The organism is Cupriavidus sp. H39 (assembly GCF_050271075.1).
GTDB lineage: Bacteria > Pseudomonadota > Gammaproteobacteria > Burkholderiales > Burkholderiaceae > Cupriavidus > Cupriavidus necator_B.
Window position 1 is genome coordinate 2,023,788 of sequence record NZ_CP189848.1, and the last position, 26,646, is coordinate 2,050,433.

At 63.1% G+C, this 26,646-nt stretch carries 21 protein-coding genes; 10 read left to right on the forward strand and 11 right to left on the reverse strand.

Annotated elements, in window-relative coordinates; all coding sequences use genetic code 11:
• Position 1 precedes the first annotated feature (1 nt).
• The 4 genes from ACOCMH_RS24750 to ACOCMH_RS24765 all read left to right on the forward strand — a co-directional run bounded on the left by ACOCMH_RS24750 (position 2) and on the right by ACOCMH_RS24765 (position 6,914).
• Positions 2-1,192 carry an acetate/propionate family kinase gene (locus tag ACOCMH_RS24750; protein ID WP_427309558.1) on the forward strand — a complete coding sequence of 397 codons (1,191 nt, stop codon included), beginning with the start codon at positions 2-4 and terminating at the stop codon, positions 1,190-1,192.
• 45 nt (positions 1,193-1,237) lie between these two features.
• Positions 1,238-2,020 (forward strand): enoyl-ACP reductase FabI, encoded by a 783-nt coding sequence (gene fabI, locus ACOCMH_RS24755; protein ID WP_427309560.1) that lies wholly within the window; start codon positions 1,238-1,240, stop codon positions 2,018-2,020.
• 1,205 nt (positions 2,021-3,225) lie between these two features.
• Positions 3,226-4,698, forward strand: coding sequence for a patatin-like phospholipase family protein (locus ACOCMH_RS24760; RefSeq protein WP_427309561.1), 1,473 nt, complete (start codon positions 3,226-3,228; stop codon positions 4,696-4,698).
• Between the two features lie 869 nt (positions 4,699-5,567).
• Positions 5,568-6,914 (forward strand): dicarboxylate/amino acid:cation symporter, encoded by a 1,347-nt coding sequence (locus ACOCMH_RS24765; protein ID WP_427313353.1) that lies wholly within the window; start codon positions 5,568-5,570, stop codon positions 6,912-6,914.
• 165 nt (positions 6,915-7,079) lie between these two features.
• Here the strand turns inward: ACOCMH_RS24765 and ACOCMH_RS24770 are convergent, their stop codons facing one another.
• From ACOCMH_RS24770 to ACOCMH_RS24795, 6 genes are all read right to left on the reverse strand, one after another.
• Positions 7,080-7,727: a hypothetical protein gene (locus tag ACOCMH_RS24770; RefSeq protein ID WP_427309563.1), complete on the reverse strand. Its 648-nt coding sequence runs from the start codon at positions 7,725-7,727 to the stop codon at positions 7,080-7,082.
• 1 nt (position 7,728) lies between these two features.
• The gene (locus ACOCMH_RS24775) at positions 7,729-8,409 is read right to left on the reverse strand and encodes a hypothetical protein (RefSeq protein WP_427309565.1); all 681 of its coding nucleotides are present in this window, start codon (positions 8,407-8,409) and stop codon (positions 7,729-7,731) included.
• A gap of 202 nt (positions 8,410-8,611) precedes the next feature.
• The gene (locus ACOCMH_RS24780) at positions 8,612-10,084 is read right to left on the reverse strand and encodes a DASS family sodium-coupled anion symporter (protein ID WP_427309567.1); all 1,473 of its coding nucleotides are present in this window, start codon (positions 10,082-10,084) and stop codon (positions 8,612-8,614) included.
• Positions 10,085-10,146: 62 nt separating this feature from the next.
• On the reverse strand, positions 10,147-11,091 hold the full coding sequence (locus ACOCMH_RS24785) for a lactate/malate family dehydrogenase (RefSeq protein ID WP_427309568.1): 945 nt from the start codon (positions 11,089-11,091) through the stop codon (positions 10,147-10,149).
• A gap of 253 nt (positions 11,092-11,344) precedes the next feature.
• Positions 11,345-12,343, reverse strand: a complete 999-nt coding sequence (locus tag ACOCMH_RS24790; RefSeq protein WP_427309570.1) for a Bug family tripartite tricarboxylate transporter substrate binding protein — start codon at positions 12,341-12,343, stop codon at positions 11,345-11,347.
• Positions 12,344-12,397: 54 nt separating this feature from the next.
• Positions 12,398-13,459, reverse strand: coding sequence for a lactonase family protein (locus tag ACOCMH_RS24795; RefSeq protein WP_427313354.1), 1,062 nt, complete (start codon positions 13,457-13,459; stop codon positions 12,398-12,400).
• A 262-nt stretch (positions 13,460-13,721) separates the two neighbouring features.
• Between ACOCMH_RS24795 and acnA the strand changes: the two genes are divergently transcribed.
• From acnA to ACOCMH_RS24810, 3 genes are read left to right on the forward strand one after another with little or no spacing between them, the layout of a single operon-like run.
• Positions 13,722-16,373 (forward strand): aconitate hydratase AcnA, encoded by a 2,652-nt coding sequence (gene acnA, locus ACOCMH_RS24800; protein WP_427309572.1) that lies wholly within the window; start codon positions 13,722-13,724, stop codon positions 16,371-16,373.
• A gap of 29 nt (positions 16,374-16,402) precedes the next feature.
• The gene (locus ACOCMH_RS24805) at positions 16,403-17,302 is read left to right on the forward strand and encodes an FCD domain-containing protein (RefSeq protein WP_427309574.1); all 900 of its coding nucleotides are present in this window, start codon (positions 16,403-16,405) and stop codon (positions 17,300-17,302) included.
• A gap of 13 nt (positions 17,303-17,315) precedes the next feature.
• Positions 17,316-18,047, forward strand: a complete 732-nt coding sequence (locus ACOCMH_RS24810) for an ABC transporter substrate-binding protein (protein WP_427309575.1) — start codon at positions 17,316-17,318, stop codon at positions 18,045-18,047.
• Positions 18,048-18,089: 42 nt separating this feature from the next.
• On the opposite strand, the gene ACOCMH_RS24815 is transcribed toward ACOCMH_RS24810, so the two are convergent.
• Positions 18,090-18,992, reverse strand: coding sequence for a LysR family transcriptional regulator (locus ACOCMH_RS24815; protein ID WP_427313355.1), 903 nt, complete (start codon positions 18,990-18,992; stop codon positions 18,090-18,092).
• A 123-nt stretch (positions 18,993-19,115) separates the two neighbouring features.
• Here ACOCMH_RS24815 and ACOCMH_RS24820 point away from each other — a divergent pair, with 123 nt between their 5' ends.
• Positions 19,116-20,078, forward strand: coding sequence for a Bug family tripartite tricarboxylate transporter substrate binding protein (locus tag ACOCMH_RS24820; protein WP_427309576.1), 963 nt, complete (start codon positions 19,116-19,118; stop codon positions 20,076-20,078).
• A 36-nt stretch (positions 20,079-20,114) separates the two neighbouring features.
• Complete coding sequence (locus ACOCMH_RS24825; RefSeq protein ID WP_427309578.1) at positions 20,115-20,939, forward strand: substrate-binding domain-containing protein; 825 nt, start codon at positions 20,115-20,117, stop codon at positions 20,937-20,939.
• A 205-nt stretch (positions 20,940-21,144) separates the two neighbouring features.
• Here ACOCMH_RS24825 and ACOCMH_RS24830 read toward each other — a convergent pair whose 3' ends face one another.
• Positions 21,145-23,061, reverse strand: coding sequence for a potassium transporter Kup (locus ACOCMH_RS24830; protein ID WP_427309580.1), 1,917 nt, complete (start codon positions 23,059-23,061; stop codon positions 21,145-21,147).
• 730 nt (positions 23,062-23,791) lie between these two features.
• On the opposite strand from ACOCMH_RS24830, the gene ACOCMH_RS24835 reads away from it, so the two are divergent.
• Positions 23,792-24,316 (forward strand): GFA family protein, encoded by a 525-nt coding sequence (locus ACOCMH_RS24835; RefSeq protein ID WP_427309581.1) that lies wholly within the window; start codon positions 23,792-23,794, stop codon positions 24,314-24,316.
• Positions 24,317-24,492: 176 nt separating this feature from the next.
• Here ACOCMH_RS24835 and ACOCMH_RS24840 read toward each other — a convergent pair whose 3' ends face one another.
• From ACOCMH_RS24840 to ACOCMH_RS24850, 3 genes are all read right to left on the reverse strand, one after another.
• Positions 24,493-24,849, reverse strand: a complete 357-nt coding sequence (locus ACOCMH_RS24840; protein ID WP_427309583.1) for an EF-hand domain-containing protein — start codon at positions 24,847-24,849, stop codon at positions 24,493-24,495.
• Between the two features lie 119 nt (positions 24,850-24,968).
• Complete coding sequence (locus ACOCMH_RS24845; RefSeq protein ID WP_427309584.1) at positions 24,969-25,556, reverse strand: hypothetical protein; 588 nt, start codon at positions 25,554-25,556, stop codon at positions 24,969-24,971.
• A 164-nt stretch (positions 25,557-25,720) separates the two neighbouring features.
• Positions 25,721-26,638: a DUF2950 domain-containing protein gene (locus ACOCMH_RS24850; RefSeq protein ID WP_427309586.1), complete on the reverse strand. Its 918-nt coding sequence runs from the start codon at positions 26,636-26,638 to the stop codon at positions 25,721-25,723.
• Positions 26,639-26,646: the final 8 nt, after the last annotated feature.

Consider the following 26,646-nt stretch of genomic DNA (forward strand, 5'->3'; position numbering starts at 1 on the left):
CATGGCAGACGTAATCCTTGTCCTGAACGCCGGTTCTTCGAGCCTGAAGTACTGCGCCTACGATGCCAAGGGCGACGCACTCGAACTGATCCTGCGCGGGAGTATCGATGGGCTCTATACGTCGCCGAGCTTTCGCGCGGCGGATGCCTCGGGCACCAGCGTGGAAACCCGGCAGTGGGGCGATGGGACCAACCTTGGGCACGGCGGTGCCGTTGCCTTTCTGGCGGACTTTTTGAGGAGCCATGGAGAAGGCCATACGCTGGTGGGCGTTGGACATCGCGTGGTGCATGGCGGCCTACGCTTTTCCCGGCCGGAAAGGGTAAGCGAACCACTCCTGGCGGAGCTGGATGCGCTTTGCCCCCTGGCCCCACTGCATCAGCCGCACAACCTCAAGCCAATCCGGATTCTCGCCGAACAGCGGCCGGAGCTGCCGCAAGTGGCCTGCTTCGACACCGCCTTCCACCGGGCGCAGCCTGAAATCGCCCAAGCCTTTGCGCTACCGGCGTCGATGACGGAACGCGGCATCCGCCGCTATGGCTTCCACGGGCTTTCCTACGAGTACATTGCCAGCGTCATGCCTGGGACCGACGCAAGGGCAGCGGCCGGCCGCACCGTGGTGGCCCACCTTGGCAATGGCAGCAGCATGTGCGCACTGGTGGCCGGCCGCAGCGTGGCCAGCACCATGGGGTTCACCGCGGTCGACGGATTGCCGATGGGCACGCGCTGCGGCAGCCTCGACCCGGGAGTGATCCTGTACCTGATCAGCCAGCTTGGCATGAGCGCGGACGACATCGAGGACTTGATCTATCGGCAATCCGGCCTGCTCGGCGTCTCCGGCGTCTCGAGTGATATGCGGGTGCTGCTGGCCAGCGACGATCCGCGCGCGCGCCTTGCCGTTGAACTTTTCATCTATCGCATCGGGCGCGAGCTTGGCTCGCTAGCCGCAGCAGCGCAGGGTCTCGACGCGCTTGTCTTCACCGCGGGGATTGGCGAGCACGCTGCCTTGATCCGCGAACGCGTGTGCCGCCAGGCAGCGTGGCTCGGGATCGATGTCGATGCGGAGGCCAATGGCAGCGGTGCGAGGCGCATCAGCGCAGAATCGAGCCGGGTGGCGGTGTGGGTGATCCCGACGGATGAGGAACTGATGATTGCGCGGCACACCAAGGCATTCATCGGCACGGCGGCTGAATGAGCGCCGATGGGCCGCGCCTAAATTCAATTTCTGGGGAGAAGTCGGATGACCGTCCAGACCATGCAACCGATCCTGGCCAACGTCAAGGCGCTGGTATGCGGGATCGCGAATGAGCATTCCATCGCCTATGGTTGTGCCAAGGCGTTTCATGAGCTGGGCGCCGAGGTTGCGATCACCTATGCCAACGAAAAGACCCGGCAGTATGTGGAGCCGGTGGCGCAGGAACTTCAGGCACCCATCTTCCTGCCGCTCGATGTTTCCAACGAGGCCGAGATGGCGGCGCTGTTCAAGCAGATCGAGGTCAAGTGGGGAAAGCTCGATATCCTGCTGCACTCGGTGGCCTGGGCGCCGAAGGACGACCTGCAGGGAGGGCTGCTGAACTGCTCCGCGGAAGGGTTTGCCAAGGCCATGGACGTCTCCTGCCATTCCTTCGTCCGGATGGCCCGCCTGGCTGCGCCGCTGATGCGGGACGGTGGAACCATGTTCACGATGAGTTATTACGGTGCCAACAAGGTCGTGCCTAACTATAACGTCATGGGACCGGTGAAAGCGGCACTGGAAGCGGTTTCGCGCTACCTGGCTTACGAACTGGGGTCTCAAGGAATTCGCGTTCATGCGATATCGCCGGGTCCGCTCAAGACGCGGGCTGCATCCGGCCTGAAGGACTTCGACCTGATGCTTGCCGACGCGGCGCAGCGCGCACCGCTCGGCGAGTTGGTCGACATCATGGATGTCGGATATACCTGCGCCTTCCTTGCCACCCCCTATGCCCGCCGATTGTCGGGCGAGACGCTTTACGTCGATGGTGGCGTGAACATCATGGGGTAGGCGCCGCGGCGGACATCGCAGCACGAAACCTGGTCCTCGCTCGCGCCACACAGTGTGCGCCGCGGTTAGTCAGGATAGCGCGATTGCTACGCTGCCTGCTCCTGTGTCCAGCGAGCGACGGCAGCCATAGGCATCACTGTAGAAGCCAAGACTCCGGGAGCCATCATGATCAACATTCGGACAATTGTGTCGGTAATAGGTGTATGCGGTTCGCTGGGCCTGAATTGCATTGCATACGCGCAGCGCCAGGACGGTGCGGCTGCGGCAGCCGATGCTGTCAGCGAGGCTGTGCAGGAAGGACATAGTCCTTATCATCCCTCACGCGTGCCGGTAGCCTCCGGCAATATCAATTCGGCGGAGTGCCAGGAGTTATTGGAGCAATTCAACGCGAGATCCAGCCGAGCGTACCAGCCCGCCTCCGGACGACCGATTACAACGAGCCAGGGGCGAGTCGTACCTGGTCTGGAAAGAAACCGTGCGCGCGACGATCTTATCGATACGTTCAGGGCAAAGTGCACACATTAGAGTACTGTGTGGCATAGACGGGTGCCCGATCGGTGTCAAAGGCCACGACGTCAGCCGTGACGGTCACTTCCCGGCCGACCGTACCTCCCGGCTTTACACCCGGCGCAGCGCGCTCCGAGATCTCGCGCTCATGCATGGCAAGCGCTCCCCTGCCCTTCTTGAGGCTCATGGTCAGCGCTTCCCTGTACTCGATCGTGACAGTGTCGCCGACCTTTAATTGCTCAAAGTTCCTGGCTCCGGCCCCACAACGAGATCTGTAATCTTGCCGTCGCCGGATTTCAATGAGACGGTTCGCCTTGGCACATTGACTTGATTGCCGCCCATACCGCCATCTTTTTGCGCCAGGGCTGCCGGCGGCCCGATGTCCGAACTGCCGGAGTTGGCGGAAAAGGAAGGTGCGATCCCGCTGATCGAGACCGGTGGGAAAGCCGGGGCAGCCCTACAGAGTGCGGATAAGGACATACTGATCCGATTATCCGAGGGATGCCAAGGAGGTCTGGCTTCCGCCCATTCCGAATCGCATCGAATTCTCCATGGCTGCGCCGCCATTTGGCGTATGCCATGGCAGTCATACCGGCTTTCCGACTATTCTAATTAGCGGTAGAAGCCGATTTCCAGACAGCCAGGTTTTGCAACTCGCTCGTGACAGCGAGGCATGCATGGGCGGATCCGGAGGATCCATGACACGATTGCCGACGCCTGCATTGCTTATATTTGCGTTGTTGCTCCTGCTGGGCGGCTGCGCCAGCCGGCCGGTAAACCCGCCGATCGTCCACGCGGACCCCAATGCCGGCTATCGTTTTGTTACGCGCCCGCAGTACTCGACGGACAACGAGAACCTGGTGATCCTGGCTTTCTCGGGCGGTGGGACACGCGCTGCCGCATTCTCGTACGGCGTCCTTGAATTCCTGCGCAATACCGAAGTCATCGGACCGACGGGCAAGAAATCTCGCTTGCTGGACCATGTCGGGGTCATCACCGGCGTGTCGGGCGGAAGCTTTACGGCGCTCGCCTATGGCCTATACGGCGAAAAGCTGTTCGATGATTACGAACAACGCTTCCTCAAGCGCGACGTGCAGGGCACGATTACATGGCGCACGCTCAATCCGACCTACTGGCCTGCCCTTTGGTCGAGCGGCTGGGGCCGCTCGGAGCTGGCTGCAGACCTGTACGACGAGATCTTGTTCGATGGCGCGACGTTCGGCGACCTCCATCGTGGAAATGGTCCATTGATCATCGCATCGGCCACGGACATCTCCACTGGGGCCCGCCTGCCCTTTACGCAGGCCACCTTCGACGTGCTCTGCTCGGATCTGAATGCGATTCGGCTTTCCCGTGCCGCTGCCGCATCTTCGGCAGTACCGGTGGTGCTTACGCCCATTACCCTCAACAACTACGGTGGCACCTGCGGCTATGAACCACCCGCCTGGATCAAGCCATTTGTCGATGCCAGGGACCCGCCCCGGCCGGCTGCACGTGCAACCCGCCATTTGCGAGAAGAGGCTGAGTTCGGAGACAGCATCAATCGGCCCTACCTCCATTTCGTGGATGGCGGTGTTTCAGACAACCTGGGCATGCGCAGCGTGCTGGATTCCTTGGAACTCATGGAAGCTCTGCATTTGGTCGGCCAGCCATCGCCGCTCGACCATATCCGTAGGATCGTGGTCTTTGTCGTCAATTCACTGTCAACACCCAAGACGGCATGGGACAAATCGGAATCCCCACCGGGCACGCTGAGTATCCTGGTGAAAGCCTCTGGCGTTCCGATCGACCATTATTCCTACGAGGCGACCGAGCTGTTGAAGGACAGCCAGTCGCGGTGGCAAGCCATGCGCGAGGTCCGGAATTCCTCCGCGTTTGCCAAAAACAAGGATGCTGCGATAGCCACCGCGTTACGCACGCCAGACGCGACAATCTATGCCATCGATGTGTCGTTCGCCCAGTTGACGGACAAGGCGGAACTGGCCTACCTGAACGAACTGCCCACGTCGTTTTCCATCACGGCCGACGCTGTCGATCGGCTGCGCGCCGCCGCTGGGAAGATCATCCTCTCGTCGCCCGATTTCCAACGGCTGCTGCAGGACGTCGGCGCCAGAATCGTAGCTGACCCGACGCCGGCGCAGAAGACGCCGGCAATTCCGGGAGGGAGGTAGCGCACGGGAAATATGCCCTCATTTGCTGATTCGGCCGTGGGTCACGTTGCTGCCTCGATTGGCCAAATCGCGGGTGGAGGCACATCGCTTTATTCAAGCATTAAAGGAGGGCATGAGAATGACGCGTCAATCGTTGTACATACTTGCGTTGACTATTGGGCTACTTGCCGATGTAAACGCACAGCAAGCTGTGTACCCCGCAAAGGGGCAGTCACCGCAAAAGCAAACGAGCGACGAGGCCGCCTGCTATTCGTGGGCGGTCCAGCAAAGCGGATTCGATCCGGCCAAGGCGCCGCCGGCGGCCCAGCCACCGACTACGGCAACCGGAACGACCCCAGGCGCGGGGGCGCGCGGCGCGGCGCGAGGGGCAGTCGTGGGCGGAATCATGGGGGATGCTGGGGCCGGCGCAGCCGCCGGTGCGGTTGCCGGACGTGGGCAAAGCCGGAGGCAAAATGCCGCTACTGCGCAGCAAGGTCAGGCCGCGTCGCAGCAACAGCAACAGGCCTTCGCCAATGCTCGCGCCGCCTGCCTTGAGGGACGCGGGTACACCGTCAAATGAAGTCGGAGGTGCAGGCACGCCAATCCCCTGCAGGCACTGTGATGCCCCGGAGCTCATCATTGAGGTCATCCAGCGCAGTGCCTGCATCCGCGGACCGCCACGGCAGCGAGCCCCCGCGCATTACTCGCATCCTTCTTGGCGTCGTGCGCCCCGTGCCTATACTGACATCGTCCTCGACCGTTCGCTGCATCGCCAAACATGATGGCGGTGGCGAAGGTTAATGCCAACGCGCCGCCCGCTCAGGCATGCGCACTCGATTGGCCCGTCTGGGCATACGATGCCAACAGGGAAACCTGCAATGGAGACGATGATGGATAAAGACGATCACCCGAAGCCGTTCTACAGATCCCTCTACTTCCAGGTCATCACCGCCATAGTCATCGGCGTCATTCTCGGCCATTTCTGGCCGCAGACCGGCGAGGCGATGAAGCCGTTGGGGGATGGCTTCATCAAGCTGATCAAGATGATCATCGCGCCGATCATCTTCTGCACGGTCGTGGTTGGCATTGCCGGCATGGAGGACATGAAAAAGGTCGGCAAGACCGGCGGGCTGGCGCTGCTGTACTTTGAGGTCGTGAGCAGCATTGCACTGTTGGTCGGCCTGTTGATCATCAACATCGTCAAGCCCGGCGCCGGCATGAACGTCGACGTATCCACCCTTGACACGAAGGGCATCGCTGCCTACACCGAGCCCGGCAAGATGCAAGGCACGGTCGATTTCCTGCTGCACGTGATCCCGAACACGGTGGTGGATGCCTTTGCCAAGGGCGAGATCCTCCAGGTGCTGCTGTTCGCGGTGATGTTCGGTTTCGCGCTGCACAGGTTCGGCGGTCGCGGCACGCTGGTGTTCGACTTTATCGAGAAGTTCTCGCATGTGCTGTTCACCATCGTCGGCTACATAATGAAAGTCGCGCCGATTGGCGCCTTCGGCGCCATGGCTTTCACCATCGGCAAGTACGGCGTGGCCTCGCTGCTGCAGCTTGGGCAGCTGATGGCGACCTTCTACGCCACCTGCCTGCTCTTCATCTTCGTCGTACTGGGCACCATCGCGCGGCTGCATGGCTTCTCGATCTGGAAGTTCATCAAGTACATCAAGGAGGAACTGCTGATCGTGCTGGGCACGTCGTCGTCGGAATCCGTGTTGCCACGGATGATGGCCAAGCTGGAGAACCTGGGCGCGCGCAAGTCCGTCGTCGGACTGGTGATCCCGACGGGCTACTCCTTCAACCTGGATGGCACCTCCATCTACCTGACCATGGCGGCGGTGTTCATCGCCCAGGCCACCAACACCGACATGAGCCTGATGCAGCAACTCACTTTGCTCGCCGTGCTGCTGCTGACCTCCAAGGGCGCCGCCGGCGTCACGGGGAGTGGCTTCATCGTGCTGGCGGCCACGCTTTCGGCAGTGGGGCATGTTCCGGTGGCGGGGTTGGCCCTGATCCTCGGCATTGACCGCTTCATGTCAGAGGCGCGCGCGCTGACCAACCTGATCGGCAACGGCGTGGCCACGGTGGTGGTGGCGAAATGGACAGGCGACCTCGATATGGAGCGGATGCGCCGCAGGCTTGATGACGAGTCGGACATTGAGGCCGACGAGCCGGAAGTGGTGCTCGATCAGGCCGCGACCCATATGCCCGACACTGCGACAAGCCGGTGAGCGGCAGCGCAAAAGCGCATCACCACCCCGGGGCTGTGGCCACTTTGGCATCTCTTCGGGATGACGCTGGGGCAATGAAATCTCGCGACACGGCGATTCGCCAACGACTACGCCCATTCTTTGCATGGAAAAGTACGATGACCCCAAAAAGAATGACTACCCCGTCTAGAACGCGATGGCAAGCGAAGCAATGACCACCTGCTCTGGCGACGTCGGATTGAACCAGTACACGCTACCGGTGTACTTCTTGTATGTCAGTTGCACGAAGCCGCCACGCTGGAACTCGCGGTCGCCGCCATAAATGCGCGTGTGCTGCGCGACAACACCCAGTCGCAACCATTCGACGGGGCGAAAACCCAGTTCGCTCCAGGTGTAGGTATAGGCCGATGTGTCCCCCGTCCCGCCCAGGTACTCCGCTTCGATGTAATAGTCCAACTTACCAATGGCGACGCTCGCCTCTACGCCGGGAATGGGCCCGTGGGCGCCGCCGGTGACAAAGCCGATGATCGGCGTGGCCTTGACCTTGATCGTCTCGCCGCCGGAGAACGACCACCCCACGAAGGCGGACTGCGAGTGGCGTGCTTCGTAGTTGATTCTCGCTTCAAGATGGAGCTTGCCATTGTGGTCGGCCGTGACGATGCCGGAGCCATAGTCCGAGTCCGAACGCGGCATGTTCCAGTATCCCGACAACAGGAAACTCCAGGCGGGAGCCTCCTCGGCCGGCGGGGTGTGGGGCGCGGTGCCCGCAGTCACCTGCGCGTGGGCGCAGGTAACTGCGCAGCAGAGCCCGGCGGCGGCAAGATGGGCGCGCATGTCAGCCACCCAGCGCGATCACGGCCATGGTCACGGCAACGCCGAGCGCCGTCATGCCGAGGCCGGCCAGCAAGGGGCTGAAGCCCGCGTAGTGCCCCAGTGCCATGCCACCGCCGAACAGCATGATCAGCGTCAGCACGCGGGAGACCACCAGCGCCAGGTGGAGATCGTCTAAGACGACGAAGGGCAGCGCGACGGGAAAGGTCGACAGGACAACGATGAAAAAGATGCGCACGGCGCCAAGGTAGTCCGCGAGATTGAGGCCCACGCGGTCGGACAGGCATGCCCCCGACGCCAGCCGGGTGCGGATCGGGTCCAGGTCGGCATCCGTTGCGATGGCATTCATGGTGGGTGGCAGTGCGTCGCGGATGGCGGCAATACCGGCGGCCCCGTCCGGGGCCTGCCGCACGGTCTGGGCGAGCTTGGCGCGCATGCCGCGGCCCGCGATCGTCCGCACCAGGAACATGATCGCGTCGACCAGCCCCCACGCGAGATTGCAGCCGAGCGCCGTGCGCAGCATGGTTTGGCCGGCATCCGGGCCTGCGGTGGCGGAGTGCACGGCGCCGACGAACGTCAGCGCCATGAACAAGCCGAACAGCATTTCGGAAACGCGGTCGATGACATCCAAAACCGAGCTTTGCCTGTCAGCGCTGTTGGCGTCCACCGGAGCCGCAATTGGCATGGTTGGTGCTCCCTCTTTCCAAGGCTAACGAGATCTGCAAATTCGTTGCGGCCCGGCCGGGAAATATCGGAAGGCCCCCTTCTACTTATCCTTAAACACCTGCTTTTGCTTGTCGATAAACGCTCGCATTCCCTCGTCAGCGTCGCTGCTCTGAAAAGCCAGCGTGATGAGATCCGCTTCGATTGACAAAGCGATCCGTGCTTCAGACATGCCCCAATAACTGCCACCAGAGCGGTCCGACCACGAGCCAGACGACCATGTAAATGAGGCTCATCAGGAAGCCCGCTTTCCACCACTCTCCCTGCGTGACATATCCGGCGCCAAACATGACCGGGCCGGAGCCGATGCCATACTGGGTCAGACAACCGTTGATATTGCTCAGGATGCCAAGCGCCACCGCGGCGGTGAACGGCGGAATGCCGGCGGCGACCATCAGCGCCATGGACAACGGGAACAGCGCGCTGATGTGGGCCGTGGCGCTTGCGAAGAAATAATGGATGTAGCAGTAGATCGCCGCCACCAACATGTACACGGCCAAGCGGTGATAGCCCTCGAGATGGGCGCCGAATTCCTTGCCGAACCAGGAAACCATGCCGTATTCATTGAGCTTGGACGCCAGCATGATCAGCAGGCCGATCCAGATCATGGTGTCCCAGGCCGACTTCTCGTTGAGCGCGTCCTGCCAGGTCAGCACGCCGGTAATGAACAGCACCGACACGCCGAGCGCGGCCGCGAGGGTGGCACTGATCTTCAGGTCCTCACCGAACACCCAGAGCACCAGCAAGCCGACGAAGATGACCGCCATGATGATTTCCTTGGCGGAGATCGGGCCCAACGCCGTGAGTTCGCGCTGCGCCAGGGCCGTCGCATCGGGTGTCTGGCGAACTTCCGGCGGGACGATCCAGAGCATGGCTAGCGGAATGATGGCCAGGCAGAGCAAGCCGGGCACCGACGCTGCCACCGCCCATTCGAGCCAGCTGATCGAGACGCCCTGGTCCGCCGCGAGTTTCACCGCAAGGGGGTTGCCCGCCATCGCCGTGATGAACATGCCGGCGGTAATGATGTTCGCATGGAAGGCGCACAAGATCAGGTAGCGCCCCACCTTGCCGCGGGTTTCCGGGTTATCGGCATGACTGCCCAGGACTTCCGATATGGCCTTTGTGATCGGCAGCATCACGCCGCCCGCGCGCGCCGTGATGCTGGGCATGGCGGGCGAGATAATGAGTTCAGTGAGCGCCAATCCATAGCCAAGGCCAACCGTGCGCTTGCCTAACAGTCGCATGAACAGCAGCGCGATGCGACGCCCCAGTCCCGTCTTGATCACGCCGCGCGAGATGAAGAAGGCGAGCATGACCAGCCAGACGAGGTCCGTGCCCGTGGACTTGGTCACGTCCGCAAACGACACGACACCCACCAGCACACCCACGGTGGACCCGATGATTGCCACCGCCGACATCGGCAGCGGAGCCGTCATGATGCCAGCAATGGTGGCGACAAATACGGCGAACATGTGCCATGCCTTCACCTCCAGGCCTGCCGGCGGCGGCAGGAACCACAGGACGATGCCGAGGCCCACGGGGACGAGATACTTCCAGAGGTTGCCGAGATGCCCGATCGGTGGCGTCGACGTGGATGTGCCTGCAGACGCTGAAGTCTTGGCGTGCAATCCAGCCATGATGAACCTCCTGCCGCTTTTGCGGCGGTTCTACCTGGTCCGAAAAGCGTGGACTCCGCCTACTAGCCGCGAAGTACGCTGTCGGTTGCTTCCTTGACGATGCACGCGCTGCGCTGCAGGGCCTCGCGTTCACCGTTATCTAGTTCCGGGTAAGCAAGTAGCCTGGCACCGGCACCGTTGACAACCATCGGCAGCGACAGACACACGTCGGGCACGCCTTCGACTTCGGCATGCACGGTGGCGACTGTCAGAATGAGATCGGTGTTATGCACGAGGGCCTGGGAAATCCGCCCGATGGCACTCGCAATACCGTAGTGGGTGGCGCCCTTTCCTTCCTTGATCAGCTTGGCAGCCTCATGGACGGAGCGCAGGATCAGGTCGCGGCTTGCGGGCCCCAACTCCTTGCCGCTTCTCTCCAGGAAGGTTTCGAGCGGCATGCCGGAAACCGTCGCACTGGACCACGCGATCACGGCGGATTCACCGTGTTCCCCAAGAACGTGGGCGTGAATAGCGGGCGCCACGACGCCGAGCCGCTCGGATAGCAGCGAGCGCAGGCGCCCTGTATCGAGGGAGGTGCCGGTGCTGATTACCCGTTCCCGCCCGCAGCGCAAACGGTCATGCACGACGCCGGCCAGCACGTCACACGGATTGGTGGCGATCACGTAAATCGCATCGGGCGCCAGAGGTGCTATCTGCTCGACAATCTCGAGCGCGATCTCGGCATTGGTGCGGGCTAGGTCCAGTCGTGTCTGCCCCGGCTTCACGCCTGCGCCGGCGGTAATCACGACAATGTCCGCGTCGCGGGCGTCTTCATAGTCGCCTGGACGGAAACGGTTATGCCCCCAGAATGCCGCGGCGTGAGCGAGGTCGAGCACCTGCCCTTCTGCCCGGACTCGGGCAACATCAATGATGATGATTTCAGCGCTCGGAACGGCCAGAGCGGTAAATAGCGCAGCTGAACCGCCGACGAGTCCGGCGCCCACCAGGACAATCTTAGGTTGCCGCATAGCTTGCCTCTGACCTGTACTCTCATAGAGGATAGTGATCCGCAGTCAATTCCCCAAGCTGTCGAGAAGCTAATGTCTCATGTGGTAGAGGCTGCCATGGTCAAGGAATCCCGCAATTGCCACATCCGACCCGGCTTGCGTGTCCAGCCACACCTTCGCGGTCCATAACGCCTCGTATTGTTCACGGAACTGATGTATCGAACTGTCCACCACCGTCACGGCGCCGTCGCCGGCCGGCCCTGCGTCATACCGCTCAGTTTTCAGGGGTGATTTTTGCGTCCTCGACGATCTTCGCGAACCGGGCAGCGTCCTGTTTGATAAAGGCCGCGAACTGGTCGGGCGACATTGGCGTCGGATTGCCGCCCAGTTCCCTGAGCCGTGTGGACAGGCCGGGATCCTTGAGCGCATCCACGACAGCCCCGTTCAGGCGGGCGATGACCGGCGCGGGCGTGCCCTTGGGCGCAAACAGGCCGAACCAGTTTTCGAGCGAGTAGCCCTTGAGGGTGGCTGAATCGGAGATTGCCGGGATGTCGGGCGCCAGTACGCTCTTGCCTTGCGATGTGATGCCGATGGCGCGGACCTTGCCGTCCCGGATGAACTGCCGGGCGCCCGCGAGGCTGACGAAGGTCATCTCGATGTTGCCGCCGATCACATCGAGCAACTGGTTGGACGCACCGCGATACGGCACATGGGTGAGCTGGATGCCGGCCTGGTGCGCCATCAGTTCGCCGGACAGATGCTGGGGATTGCCGACACCACTCGTGCCATAGCGCACCTTGCCGGGATTCGCCTTCGCGTAGGCCACCAGTTGGTCGACCGTCTTGTAGGGCAGCGCGGGATTGACCACGACTACGTTGGGCACCTTGACCACCAGGCTGATCGGCACCAGATCGGTCTGCGGGGCATATTGCATGCGGTTCTTGAACACGTAAGGGTTGATCGCCGTTTCGCCGGCGGATCCCATGAGCAGCGTGTAGCCATCCGCCGGCGCCTTGACCACGGCCTGGGCGCCGATCATCCCGCTGCCCCCGCCCTTGTTCTCAATGACCACGGACTGGCCCAGGGTCGTGCGCAGCTTTTCTGCAAGCACGCGCGCCATCGCGTCGACGCCCCCGCCAGCCGAGAATGGCACCACGATCGTGATCGGTCGGGATGGATAGCTGCCTGCCTGTGCCACAGCGGCCCCGGAAGCAATCGTGATGCATGCCATGGCGATGCAGCGGAACATCGGGACGTATCGGTTTCGGTTCATGGGTGTTCTCCCAGTCGATTTCAGAATGTGTATGGCATGCCGAGCACGTGCCGCTCAGGCGGAGAAGACCATGCAGACCGGGCTGCCGGATTGCACGCTGAAACCGGTCGGCTTGAGCCGGCCGCTGGCCGGATCGATTTGCATCGCGACGATCGAGTCGCTGTCCTCGTTCAGCACGTACATATGGCGGCCGCCTGGCGCAGTTGCGAAAAAACGTGGGGTCTTGCCTTGCGACGGGACCGCTTCAACAAAGCGCAGATGGCCGCTGGCCGGATCGATCCGGAACACCGCGATGCTGTCGTGGCCACGGTTGGAGGCATACACGAAGCGACCCGCGGGATCGACCTCGATTTCCGATGCGCGGCTGTTGCCCGTGTACGTCTCGGGCAGGCTCGACACGATCTGCAGCGGCTTCAATGCGCCGGACCCGCTTTCGTAGGCATAGGCGGTGACCGTCGAATCAAGTTCGTTGATGACGTAGCCGAACTTGCCGTTCGGGTGGAAGGCCAGATGGCGCGGCCCCGAGGCTTCGCGCGCTGCCACGAAGCCTGGCGTTGCGGGGGTGAGCTTGCCGTCGGCGAAACGGAACGAGAACGTGCGGTCCAGCCCCTTGTCTGGCACCACCACGAACTGGCCGCTCGGGTCGAACGGGTTGAAGTGGGGCTTGGCCTGCTTCTGCTCCACGCGATGCGGGCCGATCGGGCCTTCCAGCTGCACGAGTTGGGTTAACTCGCCCAGCGAACCATCGCCCTGCAGCGGCAGCACGGCCAGGCTTGCGCCGATATGGTTCGAGACCACGATGTACTTGCCACTGGGATCGATCGCCAGGTGCACGGGATTCTTGCCCTGCGTGCTCTGGCGGTTGATGAATTCCAGCTTGCCCGTGCCCTTGTCGACGGCCAAGGCGCTGATCTCGCTGAGGTCGCCGTGCACCGTGTACAGGCGCTCGCCATTGGCACTCAGCGCCAGGAACGACGGGTTCACCAGTTCCTTGACGAGCTGGGTCAGTTGCAGCGCGCCCGATTCCGCGTCGATCCGGAACACGCTGATGCCCTCGCCACGTGCGTTGCGCTCCCGGGTGGTTCTTGATCCTACATAGGCGTACCTGGCGGTCATGCTGGTTCCTTTCGATTTGACCTTGTGTCCCGGCGCTGCCGTGGATGCAGCCGCCCCCTGCGCGGGGGTGGGAAGCCCGAGCCCGAAGACGGCGGTGGCGGCGGTGGCCGCGACCGCACCGCCTAGCAAGCGGCGTCGGCCCGGATCGGGCGTTGGTTCGGGACACAAAATGGGCGAGTTCACGGGTTGTCTCCTTGTTTCCATGGGCGATGCGGGTTTCCACTTGATTGCATTTTTGCGTAAACCAATGCAAAGTACAGTCATGGAAAACACCTACCGCCGCCCCATGACTCCGCTGGCAGGCCAGTTTCACGCTGGCGACATCACCTACCGCTTCGTCGACCTGCCTGGCATGTTCGGTGCGTCTCTGGCGCGGTTGCCGGTGGTGCTGCGCCTGCTGCTGGAGAACGTGGCGCGCAACATGGAGGACGCGGAACGGACCGAGGCGATGTCGGCCATCGAGGCGTGGCTCGAGACCGGCACGAGCGAAGCGGAAATCGCATTCCAGCCCGGCCGCGTCCTGATGCACGACACCACGAGCACACCCGCGCTGGTCGATATCGCCGCCATGCGCGACGCGCTGGCCGAGGCCGGCGCCGACCCTAACGCGCTTAACCCGGTGTTGCCCGTCGATTCGTCGGTCGATCATTCGCTGGCGGTCGATGCGTTCGCGCGGCCTGGCGCGGCGGAACACAACCTCAAGCTCGAGGCACAGCGCAACGCCGAGCGCTACAGCTTCCTGCGCTGGGCATCGAAGGCGCTCAAGGGCGTGCGCATCCATCCGCCGGGCACGGGCATCATGCATACGATCAACCTGGAGCAACTCGCCACGGTGGTGACCACGCAGCAGCGTGATGGCGCGGTGTGGGCCGTGCCCGATACCCTGATCGGAACGGACAGCCACACGCCGATGATCAACGGCATCGGCGTGCTGGGCTGGGGTGTCGGCGGGCTGGAGGCGCAGACCGTGATGTTCGGCATGCCGGTCATGCAGCGGATCCCCGATGTCATCGGGGTACACCTGACCAACGCCCTGCAGCCCGGCGTGCTGGCCACCGACCTGGCGCTGACCGTGACGCAGCGGCTGCGCGCCATCGGCGTCTCGGGGGAATTCGTCGAGTATTGCGGGCGCGGCGTCGCCACGCTGACGGCGGGCGAGCGTTCCGTCGTGGCCAACATGGCGCCCGAGTACGGCGCCACCACCGGCTTCTTCCCGATCGACGGACAGACGCTCGACTACCTGCGCGCCACCGGCCGTAGCCCGGCCCAGGTTGCGCTGGTCGGCGACTATGCAAAACACGCCGGCTTGTGGCTCGACCCCGACAACGTCCCCCGCTACACGCGCACCATCGAGATTGACCTGGCCACTATCGGCATGCACGTGGCCGGCCCGCGCCGCCCCCAGGATCTGCTGTCCTACGCCGACACTGCCGCAGCCCTGGCGCGGTTCCCCTTCGAGCCGCAGCGTCGGATCAAAGGCATGCCGCGCTATCCCGTCGCGATTGCCGCGATCACCAGCTGCACCAACACGTCGGATCCAGCGCTGCTGATGGCTGCCGGCATCGTCGCCCGCAAGGCGCGCGCCCGCGGCCTGACCGTGGCGCCGTGGATCAAGACCTCGCTCGCCCCCGGGTCGCCGGCGGCCGCCGACTACCTGGCGCGCAGCGGGCTGACGCGCGACCTGTCGGCCGTCGGCTTCGATATCGTCGGCTTTGGCTGCACGACCTGCATCGGCAATTCCGGGCCGCTGACGCCCGCCATCCGCGATGCCGCCGAGGCCGGTGCGGCGCGGCCGGTGGCCATGCTGTCCGGCAACCGCAACTTTCCGGGCCGCATCCATCCGGACCTGAATCTTGGGTTCATCATGTCGCCACCGCTAGTGGTGGCATTTGCGCTGGCCGGCGATGCCGAGCGCGACCTGAGCCGAGAGCCGGTGCAAATCGCGCCAGACGGGACCCCGGTCTTCCTGAAGGAGCTCTGGCCCACGCGCGATGAGGTGGCTGCGGCCCTGGCCGCCGGCGCGGACCCAGCCGACTACCCGCGCGCCTTTGCCGTGGCGTCGCGGAACCCGGTCTGGGCTGCCCTGCCCTCGGCCGATGCAGCGCGCTACCCATGGAATCCTCGTTCAACCGCGCTGCGGCGCCCGCCGTTCGCCGCGCTGGACCAGGGTTCGCAGCTGGGCGAGTACGACGCCTGGCCGCTGCTGGTCCTCGGCGACGACATCACGACGGACCATATCTCTCCGGCCAGCGCCATTCCGAAAGACAGTTTCGTGGCCGACTTCCTTGTCAGCCGGGGCGACGACCGGAACGACCTCAACGTCTTTGCCTCGCGGCGCGGCAACTGGGAAGTGATGATGCGCGCGGCGTTCTACAACAAGACGCTGGTGAACCTGCTGCATCCCGATGCGCCCACGGCACATACCGTGCACGTACCGAGCGGCGACATCGCGCCCATCCACGAGGTGGCGCAGCGGTATCGCGACGAAGGGCAGTCCGTGGTGCTGCTTGCCGGCGAGCGATACGGCACCGGCTCTTCGCGCGACTGGGCGGCCAAGGGGCAGCGGCTGCTGGGGATCCGCGCCGTGATTGCGGTAAGCTTCGAGCGAATCCACCGTTCCAACCTGATCGGCATGGGTATCCTGCCGCTGCGCATGCCGGCTGGGGTGAACCCGCAGACGCTGGCGCTCCGGCCCGGCGACGTGGTCCACGTCGAGGCCGACGCGGCAGCACTGGCGCCGCGCTGCAGGATACCGGTGCGGATCGTGCGCAAAGACCGGACGGTGGAAGCATTCGATGCCACCGCCGCCGTCGAGACCCGGCTTGAAGTCGACCTGTTGCGGCGCGGCGGCGTGATTCCTTCGATTCTGCACAAGGCGCTGGCGCGGCATGGGGAAGACTTGGCGGCCCCCTGACCATCCCGGCGCAGCATCCGCTTGACACCATGGCCCAGGACAGATCCATCGCTACCCAGATCGTCGAGTTCATCCAGAACGAGCAGTTGCCCGTCGGCGCGCACCTGCGCGCGCAGATGCTTGCCGACAAGCTGCGCGTCTCGCGCACCCCGGTCAACGAGGCGCTCGCCATCCTGCATGACAAGGGCCTGGTCAGGCGCGAGAAGAATCGGGGATTCTTCCTGGCCCAGCCAGTCATGAAACCCGCCGCCGAAGTTGCCGAGGAACTCGGCCTTGCCGAGCCGGACGTCGTCGGCGACGCGTATTTCCAGATCGCCGAAGACCTGCTCAACGGCTCGCTCGCCACGGAAGTCCCGGAGCAGACTATCCGGCTGCGATACGGGCTCACCGCCACACAGCTCAACACGGTGCTGACGCGCATCACGCAGGAGGGCTGGGGCGAACGCAAGCCGGGCTACGGCTGGGCCTTCTCGGCCATGCTCACGACGCCCGACTCGCTACTGCAGTCCTACCGCATGCGCCTGGCGCTGGAGCCGGCTGCGCTGCTGGAGCCTGGCTATCGCCTTGACGCGCAGACCATCGCGCGGCTGCGTGCTGCCGAACATCATCTTCTGGACGGTGGCATCAAGACCGACAGCGCGGACCAACTGCACGACCGCGGGGTCCGCTTCCACGAGTCACTGGTCGAAGGTTCCGGCAACCCCTTCTTCATCGACACGATACGTCGCGTCAACCGTGTACGCCGGCTCTTGTCCTACCGCTCCATGCGGGAACGCACGCGGTACGAAGAACACGCGCGGCAACACCTGCACTTGCTGGACCTGCTCGAACAGGGCCGCAACGCGGACGCGTCCGCCGCGATGCACGATCACCTCGAGCATACGCTCACGGCTCTGGCCAATATCCGCGGCATTCTTAAATCCGAGTGATCCGTCACTGACAATGACCACAGACCCAGACCTCGTCCAGGCTTTCGCCCCCGCCGGCGCGCTACGCGCCTCCATCAACCTGGGCAATCCGATCCTCGCCCATCGGTTGGCAAACGGCAGCGCCGGCGGCGTCTCCGTCGACCTGGCCACGGCGCTCGCGGCGCGCCTGGGCGTCCCCCTCGAGCTCGTTGTCGTGGACACGGCCGGCCGTTCCGTCGATATTGTGGCGGCCGAGGCAGCCGATGTCGGCTTCTTTGCGATCGATCCCAAGCGCGGCGCGCGCATCGCGTTCACCGCACCGTACGTCCTGATCGAAGGCTGTTACCTCGTCCGCGAGGATTCGCCGGTAACGGACAACACCGATGTGGACCGCGCCGGTACCCGCGTCGTAGTCGGCAAGGGCAGCGCCTACGATCTCTACCTGACCCGCGAACTGCAGCAGGCCGAGATCGTTCGCGCACCTACCTCACCGACCGTTGTAAAGACCTTCCTGAAGGGCCAGTACGACGTGGCCGCGGGCGTCAGGCAGCAGCTCGAGTCCGACATCCACGGTGTGCCGGGCCTGCGCCTGCTGGGCCAGCGCTTCATGGTCATTCGTCAGGCCATGGGAATACCCACATCGCGCGGGGAGAAGGCAGCATCCTTCCTGGCACGCTTCGTCGAGGATATGAAGAAATCCGGTGCCGTGGCGCACGCCCTGCAAACGCACGGCGTCCAGGGGGCTACGGTGGCTCCGCTCGCGTAACCCATCCCGACCGCGCGCCGGCATAACCTTCCCCGGGCTGCGTCAAGCAGACGCCATGGCGCCTGCTGCCAGGGTTTCATACAACGCCGTCGCGGCAGGCTGCAATGGCTTGTCGCGGCGCCGTATCAGCGCCAGGACCCGATCCACGGAAGGTTCGACCAGCGGGATGCTGCAAAGCCGGGGATGATCGCGCGGCAGGGCCATGCCAGGCAGTACGGCGATCCCCACCCCGGCCTCGACCAGCGCCAGCACGCCGACCACGTGGTTGGCTTCGTAGTGAATGGTGGGGCGCTGCCTGAGGTGGGCGATGGCGTTTTCGATCAAGGCGCGATTGCCGCTTTGCTTGGACACGCTCACCATCCTTTGGCCCGCCAGTTCCTCCCAGGCAATGCAATCCCGCCCGGCCCACGGGTGGTCCCGTCGCAATGCCAGCCGGTAAGGCTCGGCGCGGATGGCGCGGAATTCAATGTTGGGCTCCTGGGCGCCGATGAAATTCAGCCCGAAATCGGACTCTCCCGACATCACGCTGGCCAGTACGGCATTCGCGTTCTCGTCGATCACGCGCACGCGCACGCCCGGATGCTGGCCGGCAAAGCGGTGGATGGCGTCGGGAAGGAAATGCAGCGCCGCCGACGGTATCGCGGCAACGGTGACCAGTCCGCGCTGCAGCGCAACCTCGTCGCCAAACCGCAGTACCGCGCTGTCCAGGATATCCAGGGCGGCGCGGGCCTCCTGTAGAAACTGCCGTCCGGGCTGGGTGATCTCCACGCGGCGCGTGGTCCGCTCCAGCAGGCGAGAACCGAGCGTCGTTTCCAGCTTCTCGATGCGCCGGCTGAGCGCTGGCTGCGAGATGTGCAGCGCTTCCGCGGCCATGCGGAAGCTGCCTTTTTCCGCCGTCGCGACGAAGGCCTGCAGGTCTTCAAGGCCAAAATTGATGCGTGCCATGCATGGAATCTTTCGAAAGTTGCAATTCACAGAATAGTCCGCCCGCAATACCCTTGCAATGCCTGACCGGGACGCCTGCCGTGCCGCCAAGCGCACGCCAAATTTAGATCCTGGAGACCTACCTTGAAGACTGCAGTTCGCTACCTCGCGACCGCCCTGACGCTGGCCGCCTGCACCCTGAGCGCCTTCGCCGAAACCTGGCCGGCAAAGCCGGTGAAATTCGTCGTACCGTTTGGTCCCGGCGGTGCCAACGACCTGGTCGCGCGCGCCGTGGCGGACGTGGCATCCAGACAACTGGGCCAGCCCATCATCGTGGAAAACAAGCCCGGCGCCGGTTCGGTCCTCGGTGCCGACTATGTCGCCAAGTCTGCTCCGGACGGCTATACCTTCCTGGCGCCGGCAGCCGGCGTGATCACCAATGCCATGATCAAGGCTCGCTTGCCGTACAAGGAGCAGGACCTGGTGCCAGTTGCCATGCTGGCGGTCAGTCCCTCCGTCATCGTGGTGCCGGCCGACTCGCCAATAAAGGACCTCAAGGGCCTGGTCGCGCTTGGAAAGACCGGCAAGAGCCTGAACTTTGCTACGGCCGGCACTGGCAGCACGCCGCACTTCGTCGCCGAGATGCTGAAGCTGGCGACCGGGGCCCGGCTCGAGATCATCCCCTACAAGAGCGGATCGGAAGGCATGGTCGCCGTCGTCGGCAAGCAGGTAGACGCGACGTCGGAGGCCAGCGTCGTGGTGCTGCCGCAGGTGAAGGGCGGAAAACTGCGCGCCATCGCCTCGACATGGAATACGCGCATAGCCGCGATGCCGGACGTGCCGACCACCACGGAACTTGGCTATCCCGGCGTCTTCATCGGCCACTGGTCCGGAGTCTTCGCACCGCGCGGTACGCCCGACGCAATTCTCGACAAGATGAACAAGGCAATCGACGTCGCCCTCAAGTCGGCTGAACTTCGCGCCAGGCTGATCCCGCAAGGGATCCAGCCCATGGGCGGAACGCGGGCCGACTTCGCCAAGTTCCTGGCAGGCGAAAAAGCCCGCCTGGGCCCGATCGCGCGTGCCGCCAACATGAAAGAAGACTGATCGGCGCGATCCGCAGCCGTCCATCAAGGAGACAACATGAAGTCCACCACCACCGCGGCCAGGCACTGCGTGCTGGTCCTGCTCGTCTGGCTGTCCGGGCCGGCCTTTGCTGACGAGATCCGTGTCATCACTTCGGGCGGCTTTACCGCTGCCTACCAGAAGCTCGTGCCGCTATACGAGGCCGCCACGCAGGACCATGTCATCACCGCGTACGGGGCCTCGATGGGCAATGCGCCCGATTCGATTCCGAGCCGGCTGGCGCGCGGCGAGACCTTCGATGTGGTGATCCTGGCGGACTCGGGGCTCGACAAGCTGGTAGCCGAAGGCAAGGTGGCGGCGGGCAGCCGGGTCGACCTGGCGCGCTCGCTGATCGGCATGTCGGTGCGCAAGGGCACGCCCAAGCCGGATATCAGCACCACCGAAGCGGTAAGGCAGACCCTGCTCAACGCCAGGTCGATCGCCTATTCCGCCAGCGCCAGCGGCACCTACCTGGCCAACGAGCTGTTTCCCCGGCTGGGCGTCGCGGACGAGATCAAGGACAAGGCCCGCAAGATCTACAGTGAGCGGGTCGGCACGGTCGTGGCGCGCGGCGATGCGGAAATCGGCTTCCAGCAGGTCAGCGAACTGCTGCCCTTCAAGGAGCTGGATTATGTCGGGCCGCTGCCGGACGAACTGCAGCAGCGAGTCTTCTTTTCGGCCGGAACGGTTGCAGGCCGGCAAACCACCGCAACCTCGCGCTTCGTGAGCTTCCTGGCGTCTCCGGCAGCGGCTGAGATCGTAAGCAGCACCGGACTGGAACCGGTGGCAACGCCGCTGCCACCACCGGCGCCACCGGTGCTTGGGAACCCGGCGAAGCCCTGATGCCCGGAGGTGATGTCGGGCGGCTCTAGCGAGCCCACGGCCGAGAATCTGGTGACGTCGTCGCACAGCGATGCAAAGGTCGGCATCATGCCGCCGATGGCAAAGCCGATATTCCACGACAGGCCAGTCCCCCGTTGCGCGAATGCTGGTGGGGAACCGTTCATTCAGAACATGCAGCGCCAGCCCCATGTGTCAAAGGCAAGATCTAGATCTGGATCTGTGTTCCGATTTCAATGACGCGATTTGGCGGTATGTTGAAGTACTCGCCCGCGTTGCCGGCATTCCTGCTCATTGTGGCAAAGAGGCGCTCTTGCCAAAATGCCATCCCGCTGGCGATCCCCGCCACCGGAATGACTGTCTCGCGGCTCAGGAAGAACGAAGTCTCCATCATGTTGAATCCCAGGTTTGATACTCGGGGCAGCATGTTCAACGCTTGCGAGACGTCCGGCCGGTTCATGAAGCCGAAGCTCAATGTGATCCGATAACAATCGTGCCCGAGCGGTTCGATGGCCAGACTCTCGCCCGATGGTACCCACGGCACATCCTTCATCTTCGCGGTAAGAAACAGGATGCGCTCGTGCAGCACCTTGTTGTGGTTAAGATTATGCATCAGTGCGTGGGGCACGACATCCGATGTCGCTGCGAGGAATACCGCTGTCCCGGATACGCGCGATGGAGGTGCACGGAACAGCGAGTCCAGGAATGATTTGAGCGGCATGTCGTTACTTTGAAGGCGTCCGAGCAAAACCTGCCGGCCGCGTAGCCATGTCAGCATCACGACGAACATCCCGGTGCCGACAAGCAGCGGGAACCAGCCGCCCTCAGCCACTTTCAATAGGCTCGAGGAGAGGAACGCTACGTCTACGGCCGCGAAGAAGCTAGTGGCGACGAGGCTTAGCGACAGGGTGTAGCCCCAGCCGTAGTGGACCACAAAGAAGGTGAGGAGGGTCGTTGCCAACATGGTCCCAGTCACCGCCACGCCATACGCCGAGGCCAGTTTCGAAGACGAGCCGAAGCCGACCACGGCAGCCAAGACCGCCACCAGCAGTATGGCGTTGAGGCCCGGGACGTAAATCTGCCCCATGGCTTTTTCCGATGTTTGCACGACCTGCATGCGCGGCAGGTAGCCCAGCTGGATTGCCTGCTTAGTCAGCGAATAGGCCCCCGATATCGTCGCCTGCGAAGCGATCACGGTTGCCGCGGTGGCGAGTGCCACCATTGAATACAGTGCCCAGGAGGGATAAAGGAGATAGAAGGGATTTTCGACCGCTTTCGTATTGACGGCGAGCAGCGCGCCCTGCCCCAGGTAATTGAGCGCAAGCGCTGGAAACACCAATCCGAACCACGCCAGCCGTATCGGGCCACTGCCAAAATGCCCCATGTCGGCATAGAGTGCTTCGGCACCCGTGAACGCAAGCAGCACCGCTCCCAGTACCGCGAACGAGGCGAAGCCGTGCTGCGTGACGAAGCCGAATGCATGCAGTGGATTGAGTGCGCCGAGGATGGCAGGATGCTGGACGATGCCGTGGATGCCGGCGGCGGCCAGGGCGAGGAACCACAAGACCGTAACAGGCCCGAACAGCGCACCGATCTTGGCGGTACCATGCCGCTGGCCCAGGAATAGCACGATCAATACGCCCATGGATACCGGCAGGACGTAAGGCTTCAGCGCCGTTGTGCCCACCTCGAGTCCTTCGACCGCGGAGAGGACCGAGATGGCTGGCGTCAGCACGGCATCCCCGTAGAACAGCGCGGCGCCGAACAGGCCAATGAGCACGACTGGCGCGGGGGAGCGCCCCACCTTTTTCACCGATGACAAGGCAAGCGCAAGCAATGCCATGATGCCACCCTCCCCCCGATTGTTGGCCCGCATAATCAGTATTACGTACTTGAGCGAAACGACAATCATCAGCGCCCAGAGGATGGCGGAAATGCCGCCGAGTACGTTTTCGGGGGACAGTGGGATGCCGTGCGCAGGATTAAACGTTTCCTTGACCGCATACAGCGGGCTGGTACCGATGTCACCATAGACGACCCCCAGCGCAGCAAGGGTGAGCGCTGCCCGGGAATGCTCCAGGTGCGCGCCGGTTGGCGATTCGCGGCTATTTGCAAGAGAATCCACGATTACTCCTCCTCCTGACCGTTGATATTTTCCCGAAACTGGAGAGCCCGTTCGAACTCGAAGACGAACCGCAGGGACCCATCCCTGAGCCCTGTCACCGATGTCCTATTGGCTTGGGGCCATGACTTCAGTCCAGGCCATCTAGTCTGTAGCCCACCCCCAGTTCTGTGATGAAGTGGCGTGGCGCGGTCAGCTTCTAGCTTATGCCGCAAAGTTGCCCATGTAGATCCGCAGATAGTGGGCACGCTCCGGGACGTTCGGCACCTCCCACCATGGCGATCATGCGGTCAAGGAAGGCCCCGCCGGGGTTGACGCTGACGCGAGCGATCAGCAATCGCTCAATACGCGGGTGCGGCCGGTGATCGCCGAGAGGTCTCCGCCGGATTCGCGGATCACCCGGCATGGGGGCGGATAAATGGACGGTAGAAAAATTCGTGTAAAGAACGTATCAAGACCACGGGCGGTGGCGTAAAAATTGTGTAAACGACAGGCGTCTCTCACCGGAGTCTGATCGCCTTGCAGGGATTTGACGCAGCCGTACCTGCCGAAGAAAAGTGCGCCAGGCTCATCTCCTGGGCAGCCCCAGAACGGGAAGGGAGTCGGGCCTAAGTATTCGCTAAAGGCGTCGTTCAGTTTTGTTAGCATTGACAGCCGTGCGGCAACGGTAGTCAGCCATAGCAATTGCCATGCGGATCGCGATCCGTATTAATTTCAGACGGAGGAAAGCAAAGTGAAATCGAGCAAGCTTTTTCCAGCAGACGGTGGTTGTGCCTGCCAATCCGTCCGATATCGCATTGAAACACCACCTCTGTTTGTACACTGCTGCCACTGCCGCTGGTGCCAGAGAGAGACCGGAGCTTCATTTGCCCTCAATGCAATGATTGAAGCAGACCGGGTCTCGCTCTTGTCTGGAGAGCCGGAGATTGTCGATACGCCGTCGGCAAGTGGACAGGGGCAAATGATTGCTAGATGCCCAAAGTGCCATGTCGCTGTGTGGAGCAGCTATGCGGGGTCCGGGCCGATACTACGCTTTGTGCGTGTTGGCACACTGGACAATCCAGATTTGCTCCCCCCGGATATTCACATCTACACATCTTCAAAGCAACCCTGGGTCATTATCCCGGAGACCGTGCCTTCCGTTATGGAGTACTACGATCGCGAGCAGTACTGGACAGCGGAGAGTCTGGAGCGGCGCCTGGCGATACTCCCAAAGATCAAGGCTTATCAAGCCGAGCGTCAGCGGGCGGGAAGCTAACGATTCGCTCAAAGCCGAAGCGCGCTTCGCGCTCGGACTGACTGTGGCGTTCCAACGGCAGGCTCATCTCGGCCAAGCGGTTGGTAACGAAGCCGACCGGTCTCCATGCGGAGACCGGTGCGTCGGAGATGCTATAGCGGTTCTGTGTCCGGGCATGCCGCGAGCGCGGCGATCACTCAGTTCCAGACAGGATTTTCATTCTGCATCTGTGCCTTGGTCTTCGACTGCCAGTACGCGCCGATCTGACGTTGTGTTACGTAGCCCCGCTTCCTGGCGTCGATCTTGTCAAAGCGCTTGTAGACCTCCGGCATGCCTGCCTGGGCTTCGTCGCGGCTGAGTTTCCCGTCATGGTTGGCGTCGGCCGCCTTGAACTTTTCGTCGATCAGGGCCTTTGCCTGGGCGGTGGTCGGCGGCGCAGCCGGCACCTGGGCTGCATCTGTTTCCTTGGCGGGTTGCGGCTGCTGCGCGCTCGCTGCGCCAAAAACGAGCGCCATCGAAACGAAGCCCGCCGCAGACAATTTACGAACGATCATGTTTTATCTCCTCAAGTATTTATGGTTCTACCTTGCCGTCCCGCGAAAATTGCGTAGCCGTTACTGACCACAGATCGCCGGGCTTGCGCCAACCACACTGCCGCCCGTCTTCCGTCATGCTATTTACCGGCGGCCGGCTGCACCGACACCGCCAGGGCTTCCGTATAAACCGCCTGGACCCGATCGCCCTTCTTGATGTTCTTGAGTCGCTCCGGATCGTCAACCATCAGGTCGACCGTACGTCCTTTTGGGCCCTTCAGGGTAACGGTCCTGGCAGTGGCGTTCACCGCGACAACGTCAGCTGTGGCCGTCACTTCCCGACCCACCGTGCCACCAGGCTTGGCGCCGGGTGCCGAGCGGTCGGACATCTCGCGCTCTTGCATGGAAAGCGGCCCGCTGCCCTTTTGCAAGCTCAGGCTCAGGGCTTCCTGGTACTCGACAGTAACGGTGTCGCCGACCTTTAACTGGTCAAAGTTCCGGGCTTCCTCGCCGACCACCAGGTCCACCACCTTGCCGTCTTTCTTCTTCAGTGAAACCGTTCGTGTCGATGCATCGATCTTGGCGATCTTGGCGGTCACCTTGGATGTGCTCGTCGCCTTCATCTGCCCGGGGGCCTGCGAGACGTCCATCTTCGTTTCAGGCTGCGCCCAAGCCGACGCCGTAGCCGCCATCATCACGGCCACGGCCAGCAGTGTCTTACTTTTCATGCCGCTCTCCCTTTCATCTGTGTTGCGTCGATCCAAGGCCGGGCGTGCGTGCGCCGCGATGGTCTCACCATGCTGTTTCGGAAATCATGGTCAATCTTCCGCGGACCTGGCACCTGCCGCGACCGGCTGCGGCGCCGCGCATAAGGACTGCGTGACCGTGTGCATCATGGCGTCACCTCGGTCCAGCCGGGGCCCGGGTCAAAGGCCCGGATCGCCAGCGCCCTGCCCCGGCTGTCCGGGCCAAGGTCGCGCTCGAAGATCCGTCCGTCATGACTGACCATGAAGCTCTTGATCCCGGTATCGCCATAGCGAACCGGCCACGCAATCACCGCAAAGCCACCGAATAGCTTGCCATTCACGAGATAGTCGTACTGGCCACCCGGTGCGTGGCTTCCCTGCGAAGTCAGTAGCTTGAAGTGATAACCGTAATAACCGCCCTGCCCCGCGTTGCGCATGGTTGCCTCAAGAAAGGCGGGCCCGAGCGGGCTTTGCGGTTCGCCGGGCTTTGTCGGCCAGTACAGGCCATCGCGCTTGCCAGGCGAACTGGTGAGCTTGGCTGCGTACAGCGACACACCGCTGGTCTGCCGGCTCATCTGCGCATAGTCGTTCTGCGCATCGCAAAGCGCCAGCAAGGTCTGCATCACCGCCAGTTCGTTGCGGCCGATGCGGCGCACACGCATTTCCTCAACCCCAGCGCGCGTATCGAAATGCCAACCTTTGGCAGTCTTTACCAGGGGAATCGGCAACGTCCAGTCGTCTTTGCCGGTCACAATGCGAGCGCGGTTGTCCCCTTCACGCCGAATGGCGTGTGCCTGGCTCCATGACTCAAGGAACCGGTAGCGAATCTCCGCGCCCACCGGTGGGATCAGGTTGTGATAGCTGGCGCCAAGCAGCGATTTCACCGCCTCATCATCACTGGTGGCCACCGCTTCGCCAAAGGCGTTCATCGCCGCTTCGGGTGAGCTGAAATTCTTCTGCGCAGCGGCCGGCGCCATGCCCCAAATGAGCAACGCAAGCACCTGGGCGATGGCACTGCCCCAGGCACAAGGCCGGCACGCAGAAGATCGTGGTGTCAAATGCATGATCGTGT